The sequence below is a fragment of the Fodinibius sp. AD559 genome, assembly GCF_052712805.1.
Genome location: NZ_JBQPVW010000001.1, coordinates 426,695 through 444,409 on the forward strand (window position 1 = coordinate 426,695; position 17,715 = coordinate 444,409).

Here is a 17,715-nt window from a genome sequence, read left to right on the forward strand (position 1 = left end):
CATAATTGCCATGAAAAAATCAAAATTTACCGAATCTCAGATTGTCTTTGCCCTCCACCAGGCCGAGACGGGAACCCGGGTTGGGGAGGTCTGCCGTAAGATGGGCATCAGCGAGGCGACCTTTTATAACTGGAAGAAAAAGTTTGGCGGGCTGGGTACCTCGGAGCTGCGCCGCCTGCGTCAGCTCGAGGAGGAGAACGCGCGGCTAAAGAAGCTGGTCGCCGACCTGTCGCTCGACAAGCATATGCTGCAAGAGGTACTCAAAAAAAAGCTATGAGGCCGGCCCGCCGCCGCGAGCTGGCCCGATGGCTGGTCGAGCAGTACCGGGTTTCGGAGCGACGAGCCCCTTCGCGCCCGGATTCGCGAGATCGCCCTGACGCGGGTACGATACGGATTCTGGCGCATCTACGTGTTGCTTCGTCGGGAAGGCTGGATGGTCAATCACAAGCGCGTATACCGGCTCTATAAGCTAGAGGGGCTTAATTTGCGAAGCAAACGCCCACGCCGGAGCCGGACGGCCGCGCACCGCTTGGATCGCCCCTCCCTCAGCGAGCCACACCAACTGTGGAGTATGGACTTTGTGGCCGATCAGCTCTTCGACGGGCGCCGGCTGCGCGCCTTAACTGTAGTGGATAATTTTAGTCGGAAATGTCTGGCCATCCATGTCGACGCCTCGATTAAAGGCGGGGATGTAACCAGGGTCATGGAGCAGATTTCCTGCCGGATCGGGCAGCCACCGGGGCGGATTCAAGTCGATAATGGCAGTGAGTTTATCTCCAAAGCACTGGATCAGTGGGCCTACGACAACGGGGTGACGCTGGACTTCTCCCGGCCGGGAAAACCCACCGACAACCCATATATTGAGTCTTTCAATGGGAGTTTCCGGGACGAATGTTTGAACCTACATTGGTTCTTATCGCTGGAAGATGCTCGCGGGAAGATTGAGGCTTGGAGGACTGAATATAACTCCTTCCGACCGCATAGTTCACTAGGAGATTTAACGCCGAATGAGTACATTCAGGAACATCACATAACGCCCGATTCTCTACTTATGACTGGGTGAATTATGGGGAGGGGCTCAGTAGTGAATTTTCTCTACTTTCAAACGGTCAACTTTCGGGTAAGCCTACATAACAACTAATATGAAAGCTGGGAAGATAATTCATTTGAAATATCTGTCTATATCGCCAAGAGAATTGTAGAAGTCCACGGTGTCGATATTTAGGCCGAAAGGGATACTGGAATAGGATCAAATTATTTTACGCCGAGATTTTCATTGAAAACATTGGAGTCACCTATTTAATTTTCTATTAAACTGCTCCCAATGCCTTTCATATCGGCCTTTTTAAACTCTAGGCTAAATTGCGTGCCATTTGTATTTGAAAAGCTTATCTCCCCTTCAAGTTGTTGTTTTAGCAATGTGATTAACGTCATTCCGATCGTTGGTAAATCCTCTTGTGCTAAATTTGTGGGTATGCCTACGCCATTATCAGTAATTTCAACTTTTACATTACCGTCTGCTTCATGTAGATGAACAGTAATCCTCCCTTCCTTTTGATGGTTAAATGCATGTTTATAGGCATTGGTAACAACTTCATTGACCATAAGCGCACAGGGGATCGCTTGATTTATATTCAAAGGAATATCATCAACGTGTAGATCCACGGCAATTTGTTTACCGTTGTCATATATCTCTCTAAGATTATGCAACAGCTGCCTAATATTTTCTCCAAAGTTTAAATGTGATAGACTTTCCGAGCCGTACAACAATTCGTGGATGTTGGCAATAGTTTGAATTCGTTGCTGAGCAGACTGAAGAGCTCCTTGTAGGTCTGGATTCTCTGTCTCCATCGCCTGCAGCTGCATCATACTTGTTACAATAGCTAGATTATTCTTTACGCGATGGTGAATTTCCTGCAGGAGCATTTCTTTTTCTTGGAATGATTCAATTAATTCCAGCTCCGCTTTTTTACGATCCGTAATATCCTGCATGGCGCCAATCATACGTAAAGCTTCGCTATTCTCATCTTTTACTATAAAGGCACGATCATAAATGTATTTATACGAATCATCGGCAGCTTGGAACCGGTACTCCATCTGGAAGCGGTCAGAATTGGTTTTCAGTGCTCCTTCAATTTGGGCTAGTACAACGGGGCGATCTTCTGGGTGGATCTTGTCACGCCACCAATCACCAACCTGATTGACCTGTTGGGTTTTATATCCGAACATGTTATAGATATTGCTGTTATACTCGATCGTATCATTTTGCAAGTCAAGATCCCAAATGGTATCGCTGGTGGCTTTGGATGCGATATCATAGCGCTCTTTGGCCTGTCGAATTTCCTCCTGCTTTTGTTTCCGTTCTGTGATATCAGAGAAAACTATGACAGCTCCTTTAATTTTTCCATCTTCAATCATGGGATTGGAGGTATATTCCACTTCAAAACAAGAATTGTCAGCTCTCCAGAACACTTCATCTGCTATCCTACAGCTTTCATGCTGGTTTTTTGCAACAAATATGGGGCATCCTGATTCAGGATAGGGCTCTCCAGTCTTATGGGTATGATGGATTAAATCATGCATGTTCTTTCCTATACACTCTTCTGTACTATAACCAAGCATCTTCACGGCGGATGCATTGATAAGAGTACAGCGTCCTTCAGTGTCGATGCCATAGATACCTTCTTCGGTGGATTCTAAAATTAATCGTTTCCTACGATATACTTCTCGCAGTGACTCTTCCGTTTCTTTTCGGCCGGTAATATCTCGGAAGAACACACTGAGACCGTCAGGGGAAGGATAGGCACTGACTTCAAACCATTGCTTTAACGGATGAAAGAACTCTTCAAATTGAACAGACGTTTGGTCATTGAGAGCTTGTTGATAGTTGGGGTAAAATTTGAGCTCTTTGGCCGCGGGAAACTTTTCCCAAAGGTTCTCGCCAATCATCTCTGACTGTGAAGGTCCTAGTGTTTCTTCTGCTTGCTTGTTCCAGTACGTCACCGTCCAGTCTCGGTCTACTGCATAAAAAGCATCGTTAATACGTTCCAGAATTTGTTGGCGTTCTTTGTATGCCTGCTGGAGCTTTAGCTGGGAAACCTTACGGTCATGGATATCCTGAAAGCTTCCGTAAAGGCGCACGCATTCACCTTGAATGATTTCGGGTTCAGCTTTTACTCGTACCCATCGTTCATTCCCCTTTGCTGTTATGAGCAGCGCTTCAATATCTGAAGATATGCCATCTTCAATTGCTTCTTGGACGATTCTTTGTATGGTTTTCCGATGTTTTCCTTCTTTATAAAAGCTAATACTGGTTTCAAGATCAGGGGTATAGTCGGAATCGACCTGGTGGATTTCTCTTGTAATAGAAGACCAATATATCTCATCGCTGATAAGATCTACTTCCCAGGCGCCAATACCGGCCATTCGTTGGGCTTCCTCTAAGAGATCTTCCAACTTCCGCTGTTCGGTTACATCCCGAATAGCTCCAATCATGCGAATGGCTGCGCCGTCATCATCCCGAATGATATAACCGTTTTCAATTACATGGGCGTATCCGCCATCTGATTTTTTAAATCGGTATTCATGCTCCCAGTGATTTTTAGAAGGATGTGCCAATGCCTCATTCAGGTCCTGTTGTACCGTTGGGTGATCCGCCGGATGAACAAGTTGGGCATACTCTTCCAACGTGCAACTCTGTAAGTCAATTTCCTCACCAATTATATCGTAAAAGCCTTCACCCAGATGAAGGTGGTCATCTATAATATTCCAGTCATAAATACCATCATTCGTAGCCTTAGTTACATAGTGGTAGCGCTTAAGACTTTCCTGAAGTTGTTCCTCGTATTGCCTTTGCTCCGTGATATCGGTTAGAGATCCGACCATAGCAACTGGTTTACCATTTTCGACAATCGGGGCTTCATTCACGCGAACCCAAATTTTTTCACCATTCGTTTTTTGGAGCTCAAGTGGGTATGATGGTTGAGCTTGTCCTGTTGTTATGGCTTTTTGGGTGTATTCGTATCCTTTTTGATTATCAGGGTTTTCCGTGATAAAATCGGTCCACTGATGTTGGACCTTTCCAGGCGTAACTCCCAAGAATTCTTTTGCCTGCGGGCTTACATATGTAACTGTATTGTTGGTATCATGACGATAAAACATGTTAGTGCTATGCTCAAGGATATCACGGAGTTTCTGTTGGGTTTCTTTGCGTTGAGTAATATCACGAAATACCAAGCTCGTTCGTTGTTCTCCTTGCAGGTTGGTATATACAGAAGTGGTGAGTTCAACAGGAATTTTGCGTCCCGATTTGTGTATAAAGGTCAATTCACCGGAAAAATTACCAGATTGGCTTCGTCTATTGATTGCTTTCCGAAGTTTTTGACCTTCGTAGGTTATACCTTCGCGACCACGCTTGATAATTTCTTGCTCCTCCATTCCTAAAATTTCACATGCTGATCGATTCGCGCGGTAAATTTTTCCATCAGGACTGGTAAGCATAATTCCATCCAAACTATTCTCTACAAGCTGATGGAGTTCTTGCTTATATTGGATTTCGTTGGTTACATCATGTACGGTAACGAGTTTGTATTGCTTCTCATTGTAACGGATAGGATTTGATAGCACCCGGACAAATAGAATATCACCGCTTTTCTTTTTGTGTTTCCATATGCCGGCATTATTGAAATCTTTCGCTGGGGTTTCTAAATACTCCTCCAGTTTTGCCTTTTCGCTTGCGGGACGTAGGTCTGCAATGGTTATGGACACCAATTCGTTTTCCGAATAACCGTATAAATCACAAGCTGCTTTATTACCCGCTTTAATAGATAGATCCGAAGGGTCATAGATCCACATTGGATTGGGATTTTCGCTAAATAAAAAATCAATATTTTTGATGTCCATAGTAAGCCGTCATTAAGAACTCTCTGTTGGGGACAATAGGGCTAGGTGTTTATCTTATTAAGATACACCTAGAATGTAAGATTGCATATTTTCGTTACTTCTTCTTAAGGAAATATTTCGGGGATTAATATCAGAGAAAGTAGTGAGTTAGAAGATCTGTAGTTGTTTGTTGGGTAGTATTTTTTTCTCCCTTGCTTTAAAAGGGGTTAGGAATTGACTTAATATTTTAAGCCCGTTGAAACTCAGTAAATTAAGAAAAATGCTATTAGAAATTAGTAATAATACTTAGTGTGGCAATGGCGCTGTTACGGTAAATTCACATCCATGTTCTGTGTTCTGATATTCGAGCTGTCCCTCTAACTGATGAGCCAGAGTTTGAATAAGATTCATGCCTAACGAATTGTTTTGCTGCATGGTAAAATCTTCTGGTAGTCCCTTCCCGTTATCAGTGACTCGAAGGTACATCGTATCGCCTTCGCTCTCCAAGTGGATGGATACAAGGCCTTGCTGTTGCCCCTCAAAGGCATGTTTATAGGTATTGCTTACCAGCTCATTAACAATAAGGCCGAGAGGAATGGCTTGGTCCATATCCAATCCAATGTCCTCAATATTTGTTTGGTAGGTAATATCTTGTTGGTTGCCGGGATTATGGGCGTTGTGGATAGAACTAATTAGATCTTCGATAAATCCCTTAGTACAAATTTCTGCTAGGGTATTATTTTGATATAGTTTTTCATGGATGGTAGCAATGGTTTGAATTCGCTGTTGGCTATCATGAAGCGTGAACCGAACCTGTTCATCTTCTGTTTCTAGGGCTTGCACTTCTAGCAGTCCCGATATTACGGCCAAATTATTCTTAATCCGGTGGTGGATTTCTGCCAGCAGCGTTTTCTTTTCGTCAAGGGACTGCTGGAGCTGTTGTTCGGCTTGCTTGCGAGCCGTGGTGATACTAATAATATGAGCCACGGCTTTGAGGAATAGCTCGTCATTGGTATTCAGCTCATAGTTGCCCGAATACTGAACAGCCACAAATCCAAGCGGCCCGGAATCCCCGGGAATAATAACGCCGTAGCTAACCGAGGAATCAGATGTTCGTTGGGTTAGGGGACGTAGCTGGTCGGGTTGTATAACTTGGGGCGTGTTGATGGTTTGTAAGTCCACGAATTCATGGCCACCTACTGGGGATGCCTCGAGTGGTGGACTGCTGGCCAGCAGCTGCACTCCGGAGTCTTCCGTAAAGCGGAACAGTTGGGTTCTCTGGGCATCGAGTAGAGCGGTCATTTCTTGGACAAGCATCTCGTAAAATGATGTTAGCTTTCCTGCCTCGAGAGCTTTGGCCCCGACCTCCATGATAGCGGCGCGCATCCGGATCTGTTCTTGGAGGAGCCGTTCATGTTTCTTTCGGTCAGTAATGTCTCGAAAAATAATGCTCGTTTGAAGTCCCTCACCCTCCATATGGAATACCGAGGAAGTCAGTTCAACAGGAATAGGTTTCCCCGTTTTGTGAATGACCGTCACCTCACCAGAGAAATGGCCGGTTTCCTCCCGTCTTTTAAGGGCTTCCTGCATTTTTTCATCATTCTTGGTTATTCCTTCTCGCCCCAACGCTTTAATGTCTTCTTCCTTGCGACCTAAAATGCGACAGCCGGCAGGGTTTACTTTCAGGATAGCTCCGTTGGGGTTGGTGAGCATAATACCATCCGAGCTGTGTTGAAACAGTTTCTGATATTTCCGCTCGGTGCTGGCCAAATCTTGTTGTGCCTCCCGCTTTTGACTAGCAAAGTAAACCAACACTAATCCACTGATGACGATAAAAATCCAGTCTTTCAGCGAAATTAGCAGATAGGTCGTGTCCGAATCATTGGCCATCGGTTGGACAAGCTGATCGGTGATAAAGATCCAGGATGTGGCAACAATGATATATACCAGCAGTAGAAGCACTGATCGTTTAGATAGAAGTATTGCTACCTTCTTCATATAATCTCCCATTATGTCGTACTCCCAAAAAGATATTGTTTACAATAGCCCGATATGCCAACTATATATCATTGGGCTAATGATGACGTATTAGTTGTTGTACTGAAACCTAAAGCTTTCTGGAATTTTGTAATTTTAGTATCAAATTCAAAAGATATCTTGTGAACTAAAAGGAAATTCAATGAGCTCCAACCTTGCGATTCATGATTTTGAAGAAAATGCGTAGATTTTTAGAATCATTATTTATGACCTAAACGTGAGTTTAGTGATCAAATAAGACATTTCTGTTAGGCTTTAACAAGCAAGCTTTCCGTATTCCTCTTTTGCGCATGGTATTGGTCTATCGCTTTAAACGCATTAACCGTTGCTTCTTCGGAAAATATTCCGCTGGTGTAAATATTTTTCTTTCCATTCGAAAAGGTAACGAATGTTGTACATGAGAATGCACAAAAATGTTCGTGGATCATATAAAACCCTTTGTACTGACCTGTTTGATAATATTTTCTGAAGCGTTGATCCGTGTCCATCGAATATGCTCCTCAGTATATGATTCGGTTATAATTTGTGTTGATTTTATAATTACTGATACTCCTATAATGCAAATGGGTAATAGCCTTCTCAGATGATATAATCAATATATCACTGGCAATCTTATAGAAGATATAATACTCCTTTATTTTTTATATAGAAAATTAATATTTGTAAATAAATGATAGGTCTTGACCTGCCCAAATATTGAATATCATTTTAAGACCAATCATGATTGGTAGGCACTAAGCTTATAAACGAAGTGAGGAACATGAATCCTAAGCTTTCTCATTTTGAGAAGAAATAAGAAAATTGTACCTGAAAGACACAGGCCTATCGTGTAACTATTTAATTGAATCCAGATTTACATTCGGCTAACGTTATATTGGACACCGCGGGCTTCCAAATAATCAAGAATTTTTGTAAAACTTTCGGTGTCTGCTCCCAGAAACTCCGGTGCTATGATCCCCGTTCTACTATAATTACCTGATATAACTAATCGCGCCACCGCTGTCGCTGTGTAACCGGTTGTTCGGGCCATTGATGAGATCCCGGTTTCTCGGTTAAACTTGTCATAGAGATCATAGCGTATTTCAAAGGGTTCGCTATCCTCCATGCCACGCATAATAACTCGCATTACTGTAAACTCCTCTTCCTCTTCCGCCAATTTCCATTTGGGAAAAAGCATTTTAGCCGTAAGATCGAGCGGTCGAACGGTACACCCATTTATTTTCACCTTTTCTTTACTGAGAAACCCCGTATCACGTAACAAACGCATGTACTCAATATGTCCGGGGTAGCGGAGCGTCTTTTCTTTCATATTAGGGATCTCCATTGTCTGAAGCAGGGTCCGAAGTCCATCCGTGTTAAACGCCTCGAGCGTACCAATGGAATCAAAGTCTACATATTCTGGTTCGGATAATGCTTCTTTCGTCACCATTTCTCCATTGATGCGCATCCTCGCGGGACGGAGGTACTCCTCAATCACATCGATAGGGGAAAAGGGGGCCTTGTATTCATATGGCCAGCTACGTTTGACTGGCAAGCCGCCGACCATGTATTCAAACTCTTCAATATTCATCTGCTGGTCATAATACCCCAGGATTATATTACTCATACCCGGAGCCACACCACAGTCAACCACAGCTGTTACCTCATGCTTTTGGGCTAATTTGTCTAACTCGAAAGGGTCTTTATCAAAAAATGAGATATCAACTACATCTTTTTTCTCTTTTATAATTTCATGCAATATGTCAAAACCCATAAACCCGGGTACTGCCGAAACCACCAAGTCAGCATCTCCTATAGCCTCCTTTAATAAGTGCGATTGGGAAAGATCAGCCTGTTTAGTTTGGACATCATATTTTTGTTGGACATGATTCAACCTGTTTTGGTCAATATCAAACAGTGTTACATCAAAATCGGGTGTTAAGTCTGCAGCTATAGCGCTGCCAACCATGCCTGCCCCTAATACGGTTATCGTGTGCATTTATGTAATTATTTAAGTTAAAACACATTGCTATAATAAATATATCTATCCCAGTCATTAGTAATACCAATCAACCATTTACTATGAATTCCCAATTCAGGTTACCGAAGAATGGGAGAGCAGTAAAGGGAACAAAATAGGAAAATGAAAAAAAGTGGTGAGTATAGCCAACATGATTTCCCCTATGTGACTATGAGTTGTTCTATGATATTACATCTAACCTCTATTGGGAGAAATGAGAAATGATCCATTAGAGGCTATAAAATTGAACAGCTTTAATTCACTTGAATAACGTGGGTTTTCACTATCGAAACTATAACGGGTGATAGTCGAATATACGGTTCCCTAACAATTGAGATGGTTTTAATTGTCTGAAAATGAGAATATGTGGGAACTCTGAGAAAGGCAAAATTAAGAAAGCCCCAGCCGTTCAAAGCCGGGGCCCTGACTATTCATCAAGAGAGACGCTACTTGAGAGTAGCGCAGAAGAATTTCGGTAAAATTTAATAGAATTCAAACATATGGATTAAGCTATTTTAGGTAACAAATGGTGACATGAAATTCCTTACCATTGGGGTTATATATGCAACCTTTTTATCCAAATATTATTGCTTCAAATCAGTTCAATAATTAACAGCAGGATTCCTCCTTTTGAACAGGTGGACATGGAGTATCACCGTATGAGCAAAATATGCAACAGTCTCCTTGTTTCGGTTTTAATACCTCTCCACAACTGGGACATTCCCAAAAATACTGGCAAGAATCCGTCGGCATCTCTTCTATGGACTGATGGCCACATTTCGGACAAGTGATTGTTGACTGAAGCGTTATTTGGCGGTTGGCGTTGTTCATTGTCGCAGCTCCCGTCCGGTTTGGTTTTCTCCTTCCAGCGCATTCAATATTGGACAATCAGCAATAGGCCCTCCTTCTGAGCAGGAATCTATTAGATCAACAAGGGTGTCTTGTATTTGGCGTAGGTCCTTAATTTTTTGGGTAATGTCCTGATATTTTTGTCGGGCCTCTTCTTTGATTTCCGAACAGGACGTTTCCTTATCCAGGCGCAGTTCTAATAGTTCCTTAATTTCACTTAATGTGAATCCCAATTGTTGGGCGCGTTTGATGAATTTTATTTGATTAACATGTCGTTGGGTAAAGATGCGGTAGCCAGACCGGCGACGATCTGGTTTAGGAATAAGTTCCCGCTCCTCATAATAACGAACCGTTTCTTTATTAACGTTAGCCCGACTGGCAACTTCACCAATTTTATAGGTGGTGATTCCCTCATATTTTTCATCCATATCTTCAAACATATACGTCACCTACTTACTATAAATACAATGTCCAACTGTTATGAGCATCCGAGGTAGAATCCCGGATGCTTATTGCTCTTAGTTTTTCTTGAGCATGGTTTTACCACAACAACAGGTTGGGTTTTGCGTCCCTGAGCAATCGCTGAGTGCTCCTTTGGTTACGGTGACTTCGCAGCCACAATTCTCGTCGGGACACTGATAAACTTCTCCTTTTTTAAGGGGCATAACAACTGTTAGTTTAATTACGAGTCCAATTCACCTGTAATATAAGGCCTGTACCATGGTCGAGAGTCAAGCGTTTTTTTGCCTTAATATTGGTTGGGCTTTATATCCTTTAATCAATATGAAAATGGTCTTTAATGTGTTGGTTCTCTTGATCTAAGGATTATCTCACAATAATTTATAAGGTATTAATTTTAAAAAAACTACTTGAGTAATAAGATTAGCTGAAGCATAAAATATGGTAGGAAGCTGTAAATATAGATTACCAAAGGTTTTGCGCACGTATACGCGTTATGCTTTATATGGTCTCATTGTAGGAACGTTTCTTTGCCTGTTTTCCCTGTTTACTAATGCCGTTCCAGATTCATCCTTTCCCTGGTTTTCGATCCCTTCTAATCTGCACTTACCGATAACTCAACCACGAGTTGAGCATTGGCCTGTGACTTACACTATAGGCATCTGGCTTTGGATTATTGGTTTTCCGGCGCTTTTCCTGAGAGGTTATCAGTGGTTCGTAGTTAGGAAAGGGAATGCTACACCATTACGGTGGCTTGTAGGATACCCAACCTTGGCAATGTTGGGGTGGACGACCTATTGCCGGTTTTTCTGGCCTAAACTTGAGCCTGCCACCTGGAATGCGCCTTCTTATACTATTGCTTGCTGGCTTTATTGTTCATCCTATGAACCGTTTTGGAGTAATATTGCTTATGGGATAGTAGGAGTTGGAATTATCGCGACTATATGTGCTTGTCTATACACCCAAAAAGCTAAATATCCTATTGCAACGTTTGGGATACTGGCTTTCCCACTTGGAATTCCTGCTCTTTTCTATGCATTACATAAATATTAGTGCCGCTAACCCTAGATTTAATTCAGCTTCGACTAGCAGAAGACCAGTGAAGCGCGGTGATTTGCCAGTTTCCTTCTCCCTTTTTCAGGACAGCTAGCTCGAGACTGTTAAGATCTAATTTACTATCGCTGTAGGTGCCCCAGGTATGTGTTTGGGTTGAAACCCAAGCGGTATTGCCCTCAATCGTAACAGTTTGTGATTCAACTTCCTGTTTCATGGCACTTAGAAACTTGCCATCAGAATGAAAATGGTGAGACAAGTATTCCTCTTTAGTTTCGATATTTCCGCCTTCAAGAATTCGTACAGATTCTGAGAGTAGATTTTTGGCCGCTTGGCTGTCGTTCTCAATAATGGCTTGGTGGAATGCATCAAGCGTCTTAATTATATTTTTCTCTGAGGCAGAAGGCTGCCCTACAGATATAGAAGTTCCAATTATAAATAGGAAAACTACAGCTAATGATATTCGGGAATACATAAGTGGTTTAATTAATTAAGTTGTGTTAAAGAAATGCTATCAATAAGTATGGTTCCGTTTCCATCGATTTTAAGTCCTACTTTGCCGGCCTCCGGGGCCTCTCCGTGACCATGAACGGCCATCTCTTTGTTGATATAGGCTCGGAAGTGAGTGTCATTCCCAACGGTTCGAATAAACAGCATGCCTGAAGCAGAATAAGATTCTTCGGCAAATACTTCACGGTTGCCCTCGCTTACTCGTCCCTGAGATATGGTGCCATCAGATGACAGTGCTATAAAGTCATAGTTTTGGTCATCCTGCACGTGGTTGACGAGCGAAACCTGTCCATTGAACTCAGAAAGGTCCAGATAATAGTCAACCTGAACGTTTTGAACAGTACCTTTTTCCACAAAGAAGTTGGATGTTGAATCCACGGTAAAATTTAGCAGATAGTTATCTTCATTTTGGATAACTACAGGCTGTAGGTCTTGGACGGAACCTTCCAGCCAGCGGAAACGAGAAAGTAGTGTACTTACACCATTGGGGCCGATCTCCCATGACCAGTTGCTGCTGTCGGTTACCTCGAACGTAGTATTTGACTGTGTAGAAAGGCTATCTCCGAGAGCTGTCGTTTCTTCTTGCTGGAGCAGTTGTCCCGTTCCAGCCCCATACCCAAATACTAATTCAGCTCCATGGTCACCGGTTTCGTACAGCAGAAATACCCCGGGTAGTGCAAGAATGAATACGACGACTTTGATGCTTTTCCGATCAAAGGTTTTATACCGGTGAAGCCCTATTCGCAGGACAACGTATCCTACAAAAAACCAGACGGTCCAGAGTGCCCAGTCGGAATGACTGTTTAACACGTTTTGAGCCTGCGACGGCAGAAAGACGCTATCGGCTGCCCAGGTTCCTGAGTAGTAGGCTACAATAGCTGAAATCGCTCCAATTCCATACAAAATGGTAGATTTTAGATCATCCCACCAATCATCCGGCAGAAAAAAGTTTAGCAATTCCATCAATACTGCCAGCAGAATAATAGCGATGGGGAAGTGAACCAGTATCGGATGTATGTTAGGAGCCCATTCGGGAATTAGTTCCATAGACAGAAATTTTTGAGTTAAAGTAGTTGGGTATAAACGAATGCCGATAATCCCAAGACGTTAATGATAATAAACAATGTTACGGCAATGTTCTTAATCTTGCCGCCACTTTCCATATCCATCATTTTCATCTCGTGGGTTTGCATGTATTTCTTATGCAACCATACCAGTGCTCCGGCGATCCAGACGAAAACCAGATTCATCCAGAAGGTATAGTCAATTTTAAACTGCGTGATCTCCGATACAACCCGCCGGCTTTCCGGGATAATGTCCAGAAAGGAGAATATCCCGTTCAGAATTAAAGCTGTGAGAACGATACTGACAAACATTACTCCGGCAATATACAGTGCGACCCGCCAACCGTAGTATTTAGCGTTGATATGGACCAGTGGAGGCACCATCAGGTCAGAGTAGATGAATCCCATAATCCCGGCAAAGAGCACGCCGTTTTGATTGAGAACCGTTGCCAGGGGAATATTCCCCATCGATCCGATAAAGGTAGCAGCTGCAACAAACGGGGCTACAAGCGCATTCTCCACGGTCACTAGCCAGCCGGGCAGATGTTGGGCATCAACCAGAAAAAGGGTGGTCCAGAATGACTCGGGAACCAGTACGGCCACAAATCCAGCAATGGTGAAACCGATCAGAATATCTTCCCACGCCATTTTCCAGTCGTTCACAAATTTATGCCCGACCAGTTGCCATCCTTCTTTGCTTTTGATGCGTTTTTTCCAATCAAAATCTTCCGTCAGACCATCGTCTTCCTCTTCTACTTTTTCACGAGCCGCCTGCAGCCAGCTTTCCGGATAGGTCCATTTGATGAGCAGGCTGCTAATGGCAATGAGCACGAGCCCGCCAATAAGTTCAGCGGCAAGGAATTGCCAACCCAGAAAGATGAGAATCAAAATACCCAGCTCAATAACCAGATTGGTAGAAGCGAACATAAAAGCCACAGCTGCAACAAAATGGGCTCCTTTTTTGACAAGGGAACGGGCAGCGGCTAAGGCAGCAAACGAACAGGATGAGGAGGCTGCGCCAAAGAAAGTGGATAGGGAAATACTTTTGAAATCGGCGTCCCCCATGTATTTGGTGAGCTCTTTTTTGGGAACAAAGGCTTGGATCATCCCGCTGACAAAATAGCCAAGTATAAATGCCCAGCCGGACTTCCAGAAAAATCCCAGTGCTGTTTTTGCCGATTCGCCGTATAGACTAATAAAATCCATGTTATACTAAGTATTTTTTAAAAAATATAGACTCGAATTTCGGCTATAATTGTTGCAGGATGGCTGTCTTATCTAACTATTTAAAATATGGCTAAACAATTGCTTGAACTGACCATACAAAGAGTTTAAATCAAAGCTTCGTTTCGAAGTTATTACTGGCTTTTCTTGCAAAAATTTACTTGATGTGACGGTATCCAACATAAATTTAGCTACTTCATTTCGTGCAATGGGCCCAGCCATAATTTCGGGATCGGTTCCTTTGTAAACATCCTTGGTTCTCTGATTGTTGGTTAATCCACCCGGGCGAATGATCGTCCAGTTCAGATTACTTTCCTCAATTAATTTTTCTTGGCGTCTTTTATCTGCCATCAATTCACGGAGAAAAATTTTTGTAAAAAGTCTCGTGAACCATGGAATCTGATTCCGGCTTTCTCCCAAGCCCATTGAAGTCAAGATAACTATCCGATTTACATTATGATAATCCATGCCAGACAATAGATGCTGCGTTCCCTTGGTATGTAAATCACTTGGATTATTACCCGTATTTCCTAGTACAGATAATACTCCATCCGTACCTGAAATTGTTTTATGTACATCTTTCCTCTCTAATATATTCCCATTTATTATATTAAGCTTGGGATCCTCAATTTGTAATTTGCCGGGACTGCGTACCAAGGCTCTAATATTATGATCTCTATTTTGTAATGCTTGGCTTAAGATACATCTACCTGTTCCACCTGTAGCGCCAAAGAGTGCTAAATTCATGCTATCCAATAAGCTTCAGTGATGATTTTCTCTTTAAATTCATTGGCAACTAAAGTTTTGCCATTATATATGAATAACTATTAAGCTTTAGTATGTGATGCATTTCTGAGGTTAAATATATGTCTTTATTTCTAATACAATGTCATGTTTAACCAACTTATACCTTCCATATAGTTAGTGGTACAAAATGAGAGGAACACTGGATTAAAATTTGTTCCTTAAATAATTAGACCTCATATCAAAACCACATGCGAACCCCACCGAGCATGCTAAAGTTACTGACATGTCCGCCACCGGCGCGAGCCATGTCGGCGGTTTCACCCAGCTTACGCTCCCAGTTGATGCCGATGTAGGGGGCAAATTCCCGCGCGAACTCATAGCGAAGCCGGAAACCGAGTCCGATGTTATTGAATCCGGATCCGACGCCCCACTCGGGAACATCCTGCAGGGCAACACTGGTTTCGAAAACGGGCTGACCGATCAGTCGCTGGGTAAACAGCAGATCATATTCGGCTTCCAAAGAGGCCGACAGATCGCCGTCTTCACTGACGAACATACCGCCATCGACATGAAAGAAGTAAGGAGCCATTCCCTGTAGTCCCAGAACTGCCAAAGCGCGCGACTTGTTGCCGCCACCTTCATAGGCTAAGTCGTAACGGATTCCGGCCTGCAGATCAAAATACGTGGTGATGGCCCGGCTGTAGAGACCCTGGAATTCCATTTCGGCTTCGCTCTCGGTGGTCAATGCTTCGCCGTGCGACTTAAACCAGAATTTGTTCAGGTCCTTGCCTACATACCCTTGCACTTCCCACATAAGGGGATTTACTCCACTCACGCTGCGATATTCCAGCTTTTCAGCAATCAGGTAGACGTAGGTGTTATCGCCCATCATCAGGTCATTGCTGAACTCAGGAGCTTTTTGGGCAAAGGCTGAACTGCCGCCGATTGCAATGATAACAAAAGTGGTGAGAATGAATGTTGCTATGCGTTTTATCATGGTCATTGTTATGCAAATTTGTATGTCAGATAAAATTCGTTTTTAAAAGTTTGTTGGCGCTCCTTATGAATAATCCTGTCCATAAATACTGTCGTCTTCATCCGCGACCTGGACCACGCGGAACATCCCGCGCTCCATGTGGTACAGGATGTGGCAGTGGAAGGCCCAGCGTCCTTTGTCGCGCGGGGTAACCAAGGCCGAAATACGCTGGGCCGGCTGCACGAGCAGAGTATGTTGCCGGGGATTGTACTGCCCGTTTCCATTTTCCAGCTCCATCCACATACCGTGCAGGTGGATGGGATGCTCCATCATGGTGTCGTTGACCAGCGTCAGTCGCAGCCGCTCGTTGTGTTTGAACTCGATGGGACCGTCCACCTCGTGAAACTGTTCGCCGTCGAACGACCACATGTAGCGTTCCATATTCCCGGTCAGGTGCAGCTCCACGTCGCGCTGGGCATCACGTTTGTCTTTGTTGGGACGCAGGCTCCTGAGATCATTGTACACCAGCACTTTGCGCCCGTCGTTACCCAGACCGATGCCCGGTTCATCCAACCGATTAAACTGGTTTTGGGCGATGGCCGCTGCACCTATACCGTGTTTGTCGGGCCCATGCTTGACGGGGGTATCTTTCATAGCGGGCATGTCCATGCCGCTGTGATCCATTTCTCCATGGTCCATTTCCTTCATATCTCCTTTTTCCATATCCATGTCACCCATCTGCATCATCATGCCCATATCCCGCATGCTGCGTGTGGGACGGGGACGCAGGTCAGGCACCGGGGCTTCCATCCCTTCACGTGGGGCCAGCGTACCGCGAGCATAACCGCCGCGGTCTAGGGACTCGGCAAAAATCGTGTAGGGTTTTTCTTCTTTGGGTTCGACAATCACATCATAGGTTTCAGCAATACCGATGCGGAACTCCTCGATGGGCACCGGCTCTACATTTTGGCCGTCGGCTTGTACTACCGTCATCTCCAGGCCGGGAATGCGCACATCAAAAGCCGTGGTGCCCGCCGAGGCGTTGATAAATCGCAGGCGCACTTTTTCGCCTTTCTTGAACAGGGTGTTCCAGTTGGAGTCGGGGCCGCGACCGTTCATCAGATAGGTGTAGGTGGCGCCGGTTATATCCAACAGATCGGTCGCTTTCATACGCATCTTTCCAAATGAGTGATAGTCCTTAACGGTATCTCCAAACCCGTTCTCCTTTATATCCTTGAAAAACTCTCCAAGCGTTCGCTGCTGGTAATTGTAGTAGGCATCCAGTGATATTACATTGTCCAGCACGTCATGCGGATCTTCAAAGGTCCAGTCAGAAAGAACAATCGGATATTCGCGATCATAGTCGACCGGGTCCTCATCGGCCGGATCAATAACCAGCGGCCCGTAGTGGCCGAGCTGTTCCTGCAGGCCCGAGTGGCTGTGATACCAGTAGGTCCCGTTTTGCCGCACCGGGTACCGGTATTCAAAGGTTTCACCGGGGGCAATGCCGTCAAAACTAACGCCGGGCACGCCATCCATCTGGAAAGGCAGGAGGATCCCGTGCCAGTGAATGGAGGTAGACTCCTCCAGTTCATTGGTTACCCGGAGCTGCACGTCCTGTCCTTCTTGCAAGCGGATCAGGGGACCGGGCACCGTGCCATTGATGCCAATGGCTTCGCCTTGCTTTCCGTCGACCTTGTGGGGCATTTTGCCGATAGTCAGATCAATGACATTGTCGGGGCCTTTGGGAGTCAGTACTTCCCGATCATTAAACCCGGCAAAAGCGTAGGTCGGCAGAACGGTACTTATGCCTGCCATAGCGGCCATCGAAGCGGTATAGCGCAGGAATTTTCGGCGGCTTATGCTGTTATTATCGTCACTCATAACTGGATGTTTGTCTCTTTGTTCAGTGTTAG

The 17,715-nt window shown here is 44.2% G+C and carries 13 protein-coding genes and 1 pseudogene; 2 read left to right on the top strand and 12 right to left on the bottom strand.

All coding sequences use genetic code 11. From position 1 onward, the window contains the following. Positions 1-10: 10 nt before the first annotated feature. Positions 11-1,063: pseudogene (locus ACQ4LT_RS02015) on the top strand (IS3 family transposase). A gap of 236 nt (positions 1,064-1,299) precedes the next feature. On the opposite strand, the gene ACQ4LT_RS02020 reads toward ACQ4LT_RS02015, so the two are convergent. The 6 genes from ACQ4LT_RS02020 to ACQ4LT_RS02045 all read right to left on the bottom strand — a co-directional run bounded on the left by ACQ4LT_RS02020 (position 1,300) and on the right by ACQ4LT_RS02045 (position 10,206). Then, positions 1,300-4,902, bottom strand: a complete 3,603-nt coding sequence (locus ACQ4LT_RS02020; RefSeq protein ID WP_445664330.1) for a PAS domain S-box protein — start codon at positions 4,900-4,902, stop codon at positions 1,300-1,302. Positions 4,903-5,187: 285 nt separating this feature from the next. Beyond that, positions 5,188-6,879, bottom strand: a complete 1,692-nt coding sequence (locus ACQ4LT_RS02025) for a PAS domain-containing sensor histidine kinase (protein ID WP_445664331.1) — start codon at positions 6,877-6,879, stop codon at positions 5,188-5,190. A gap of 287 nt (positions 6,880-7,166) precedes the next feature. Beyond that, on the bottom strand, positions 7,167-7,406 hold the full coding sequence (locus tag ACQ4LT_RS02030) for a hypothetical protein (protein ID WP_445664332.1): 240 nt from the start codon (positions 7,404-7,406) through the stop codon (positions 7,167-7,169). A gap of 365 nt (positions 7,407-7,771) precedes the next feature. Next, positions 7,772-8,896: a saccharopine dehydrogenase family protein gene (locus ACQ4LT_RS02035; protein WP_445664333.1), complete on the bottom strand. Its 1,125-nt coding sequence runs from the start codon at positions 8,894-8,896 to the stop codon at positions 7,772-7,774. A 630-nt stretch (positions 8,897-9,526) separates the two neighbouring features. Beyond that, on the bottom strand, positions 9,527-9,748 hold the full coding sequence (locus tag ACQ4LT_RS02040; RefSeq protein ID WP_445664334.1) for a GDCCVxC domain-containing (seleno)protein: 222 nt from the start codon (positions 9,746-9,748) through the stop codon (positions 9,527-9,529). Then, the gene (locus tag ACQ4LT_RS02045; RefSeq protein ID WP_445664335.1) at positions 9,745-10,206 is read right to left on the bottom strand and encodes a MerR family transcriptional regulator; all 462 of its coding nucleotides are present in this window, start codon (positions 10,204-10,206) and stop codon (positions 9,745-9,747) included. Before ACQ4LT_RS02045 ends, ACQ4LT_RS02040 begins: the two co-directional genes overlap by 4 nt. Before the next feature lie 661 nt (positions 10,207-10,867). Here ACQ4LT_RS02045 and ACQ4LT_RS02050 point away from each other — a divergent pair. Beyond that, on the top strand, positions 10,868-11,278 hold the full coding sequence (locus tag ACQ4LT_RS02050; RefSeq protein ID WP_445664336.1) for a hypothetical protein: 411 nt from the start codon (positions 10,868-10,870) through the stop codon (positions 11,276-11,278). Positions 11,279-11,300: 22 nt separating this feature from the next. Here the strand turns inward: ACQ4LT_RS02050 and ACQ4LT_RS02055 are convergent, their stop codons facing one another. The 6 genes from ACQ4LT_RS02055 to ACQ4LT_RS02080 all read right to left on the bottom strand — a co-directional run bounded on the left by ACQ4LT_RS02055 (position 11,301) and on the right by ACQ4LT_RS02080 (position 17,683). Continuing rightward, positions 11,301-11,753, bottom strand: coding sequence for a nuclear transport factor 2 family protein (locus ACQ4LT_RS02055; protein WP_445664337.1), 453 nt, complete (start codon positions 11,751-11,753; stop codon positions 11,301-11,303). Between the two features lie 11 nt (positions 11,754-11,764). After that, complete coding sequence (locus tag ACQ4LT_RS02060; RefSeq protein ID WP_445664338.1) at positions 11,765-12,835, bottom strand: DUF2231 domain-containing protein; 1,071 nt, start codon at positions 12,833-12,835, stop codon at positions 11,765-11,767. Positions 12,836-12,852: 17 nt separating this feature from the next. Then, a complete protein-coding gene (locus ACQ4LT_RS02065; RefSeq protein WP_445664339.1) occupies positions 12,853-14,058 on the bottom strand; it encodes a permease in 1,206 nt (401 codons plus the stop codon). A 72-nt stretch (positions 14,059-14,130) separates the two neighbouring features. Continuing rightward, positions 14,131-14,823, bottom strand: coding sequence for an NAD(P)-dependent oxidoreductase (locus tag ACQ4LT_RS02070; protein ID WP_445664340.1), 693 nt, complete (start codon positions 14,821-14,823; stop codon positions 14,131-14,133). 238 nt (positions 14,824-15,061) lie between these two features. After that, positions 15,062-15,826 carry a copper resistance protein B gene (locus tag ACQ4LT_RS02075; protein WP_445664341.1) on the bottom strand — a complete coding sequence of 255 codons (765 nt, stop codon included), beginning with the start codon at positions 15,824-15,826 and terminating at the stop codon, positions 15,062-15,064. A gap of 57 nt (positions 15,827-15,883) precedes the next feature. Continuing rightward, entirely contained in the window at positions 15,884-17,683 is a 1,800-nt protein-coding gene (locus ACQ4LT_RS02080; RefSeq protein ID WP_445664342.1) for a copper resistance system multicopper oxidase, read from the bottom strand. Between the last annotated feature and the right edge of the window lie 32 nt (positions 17,684-17,715).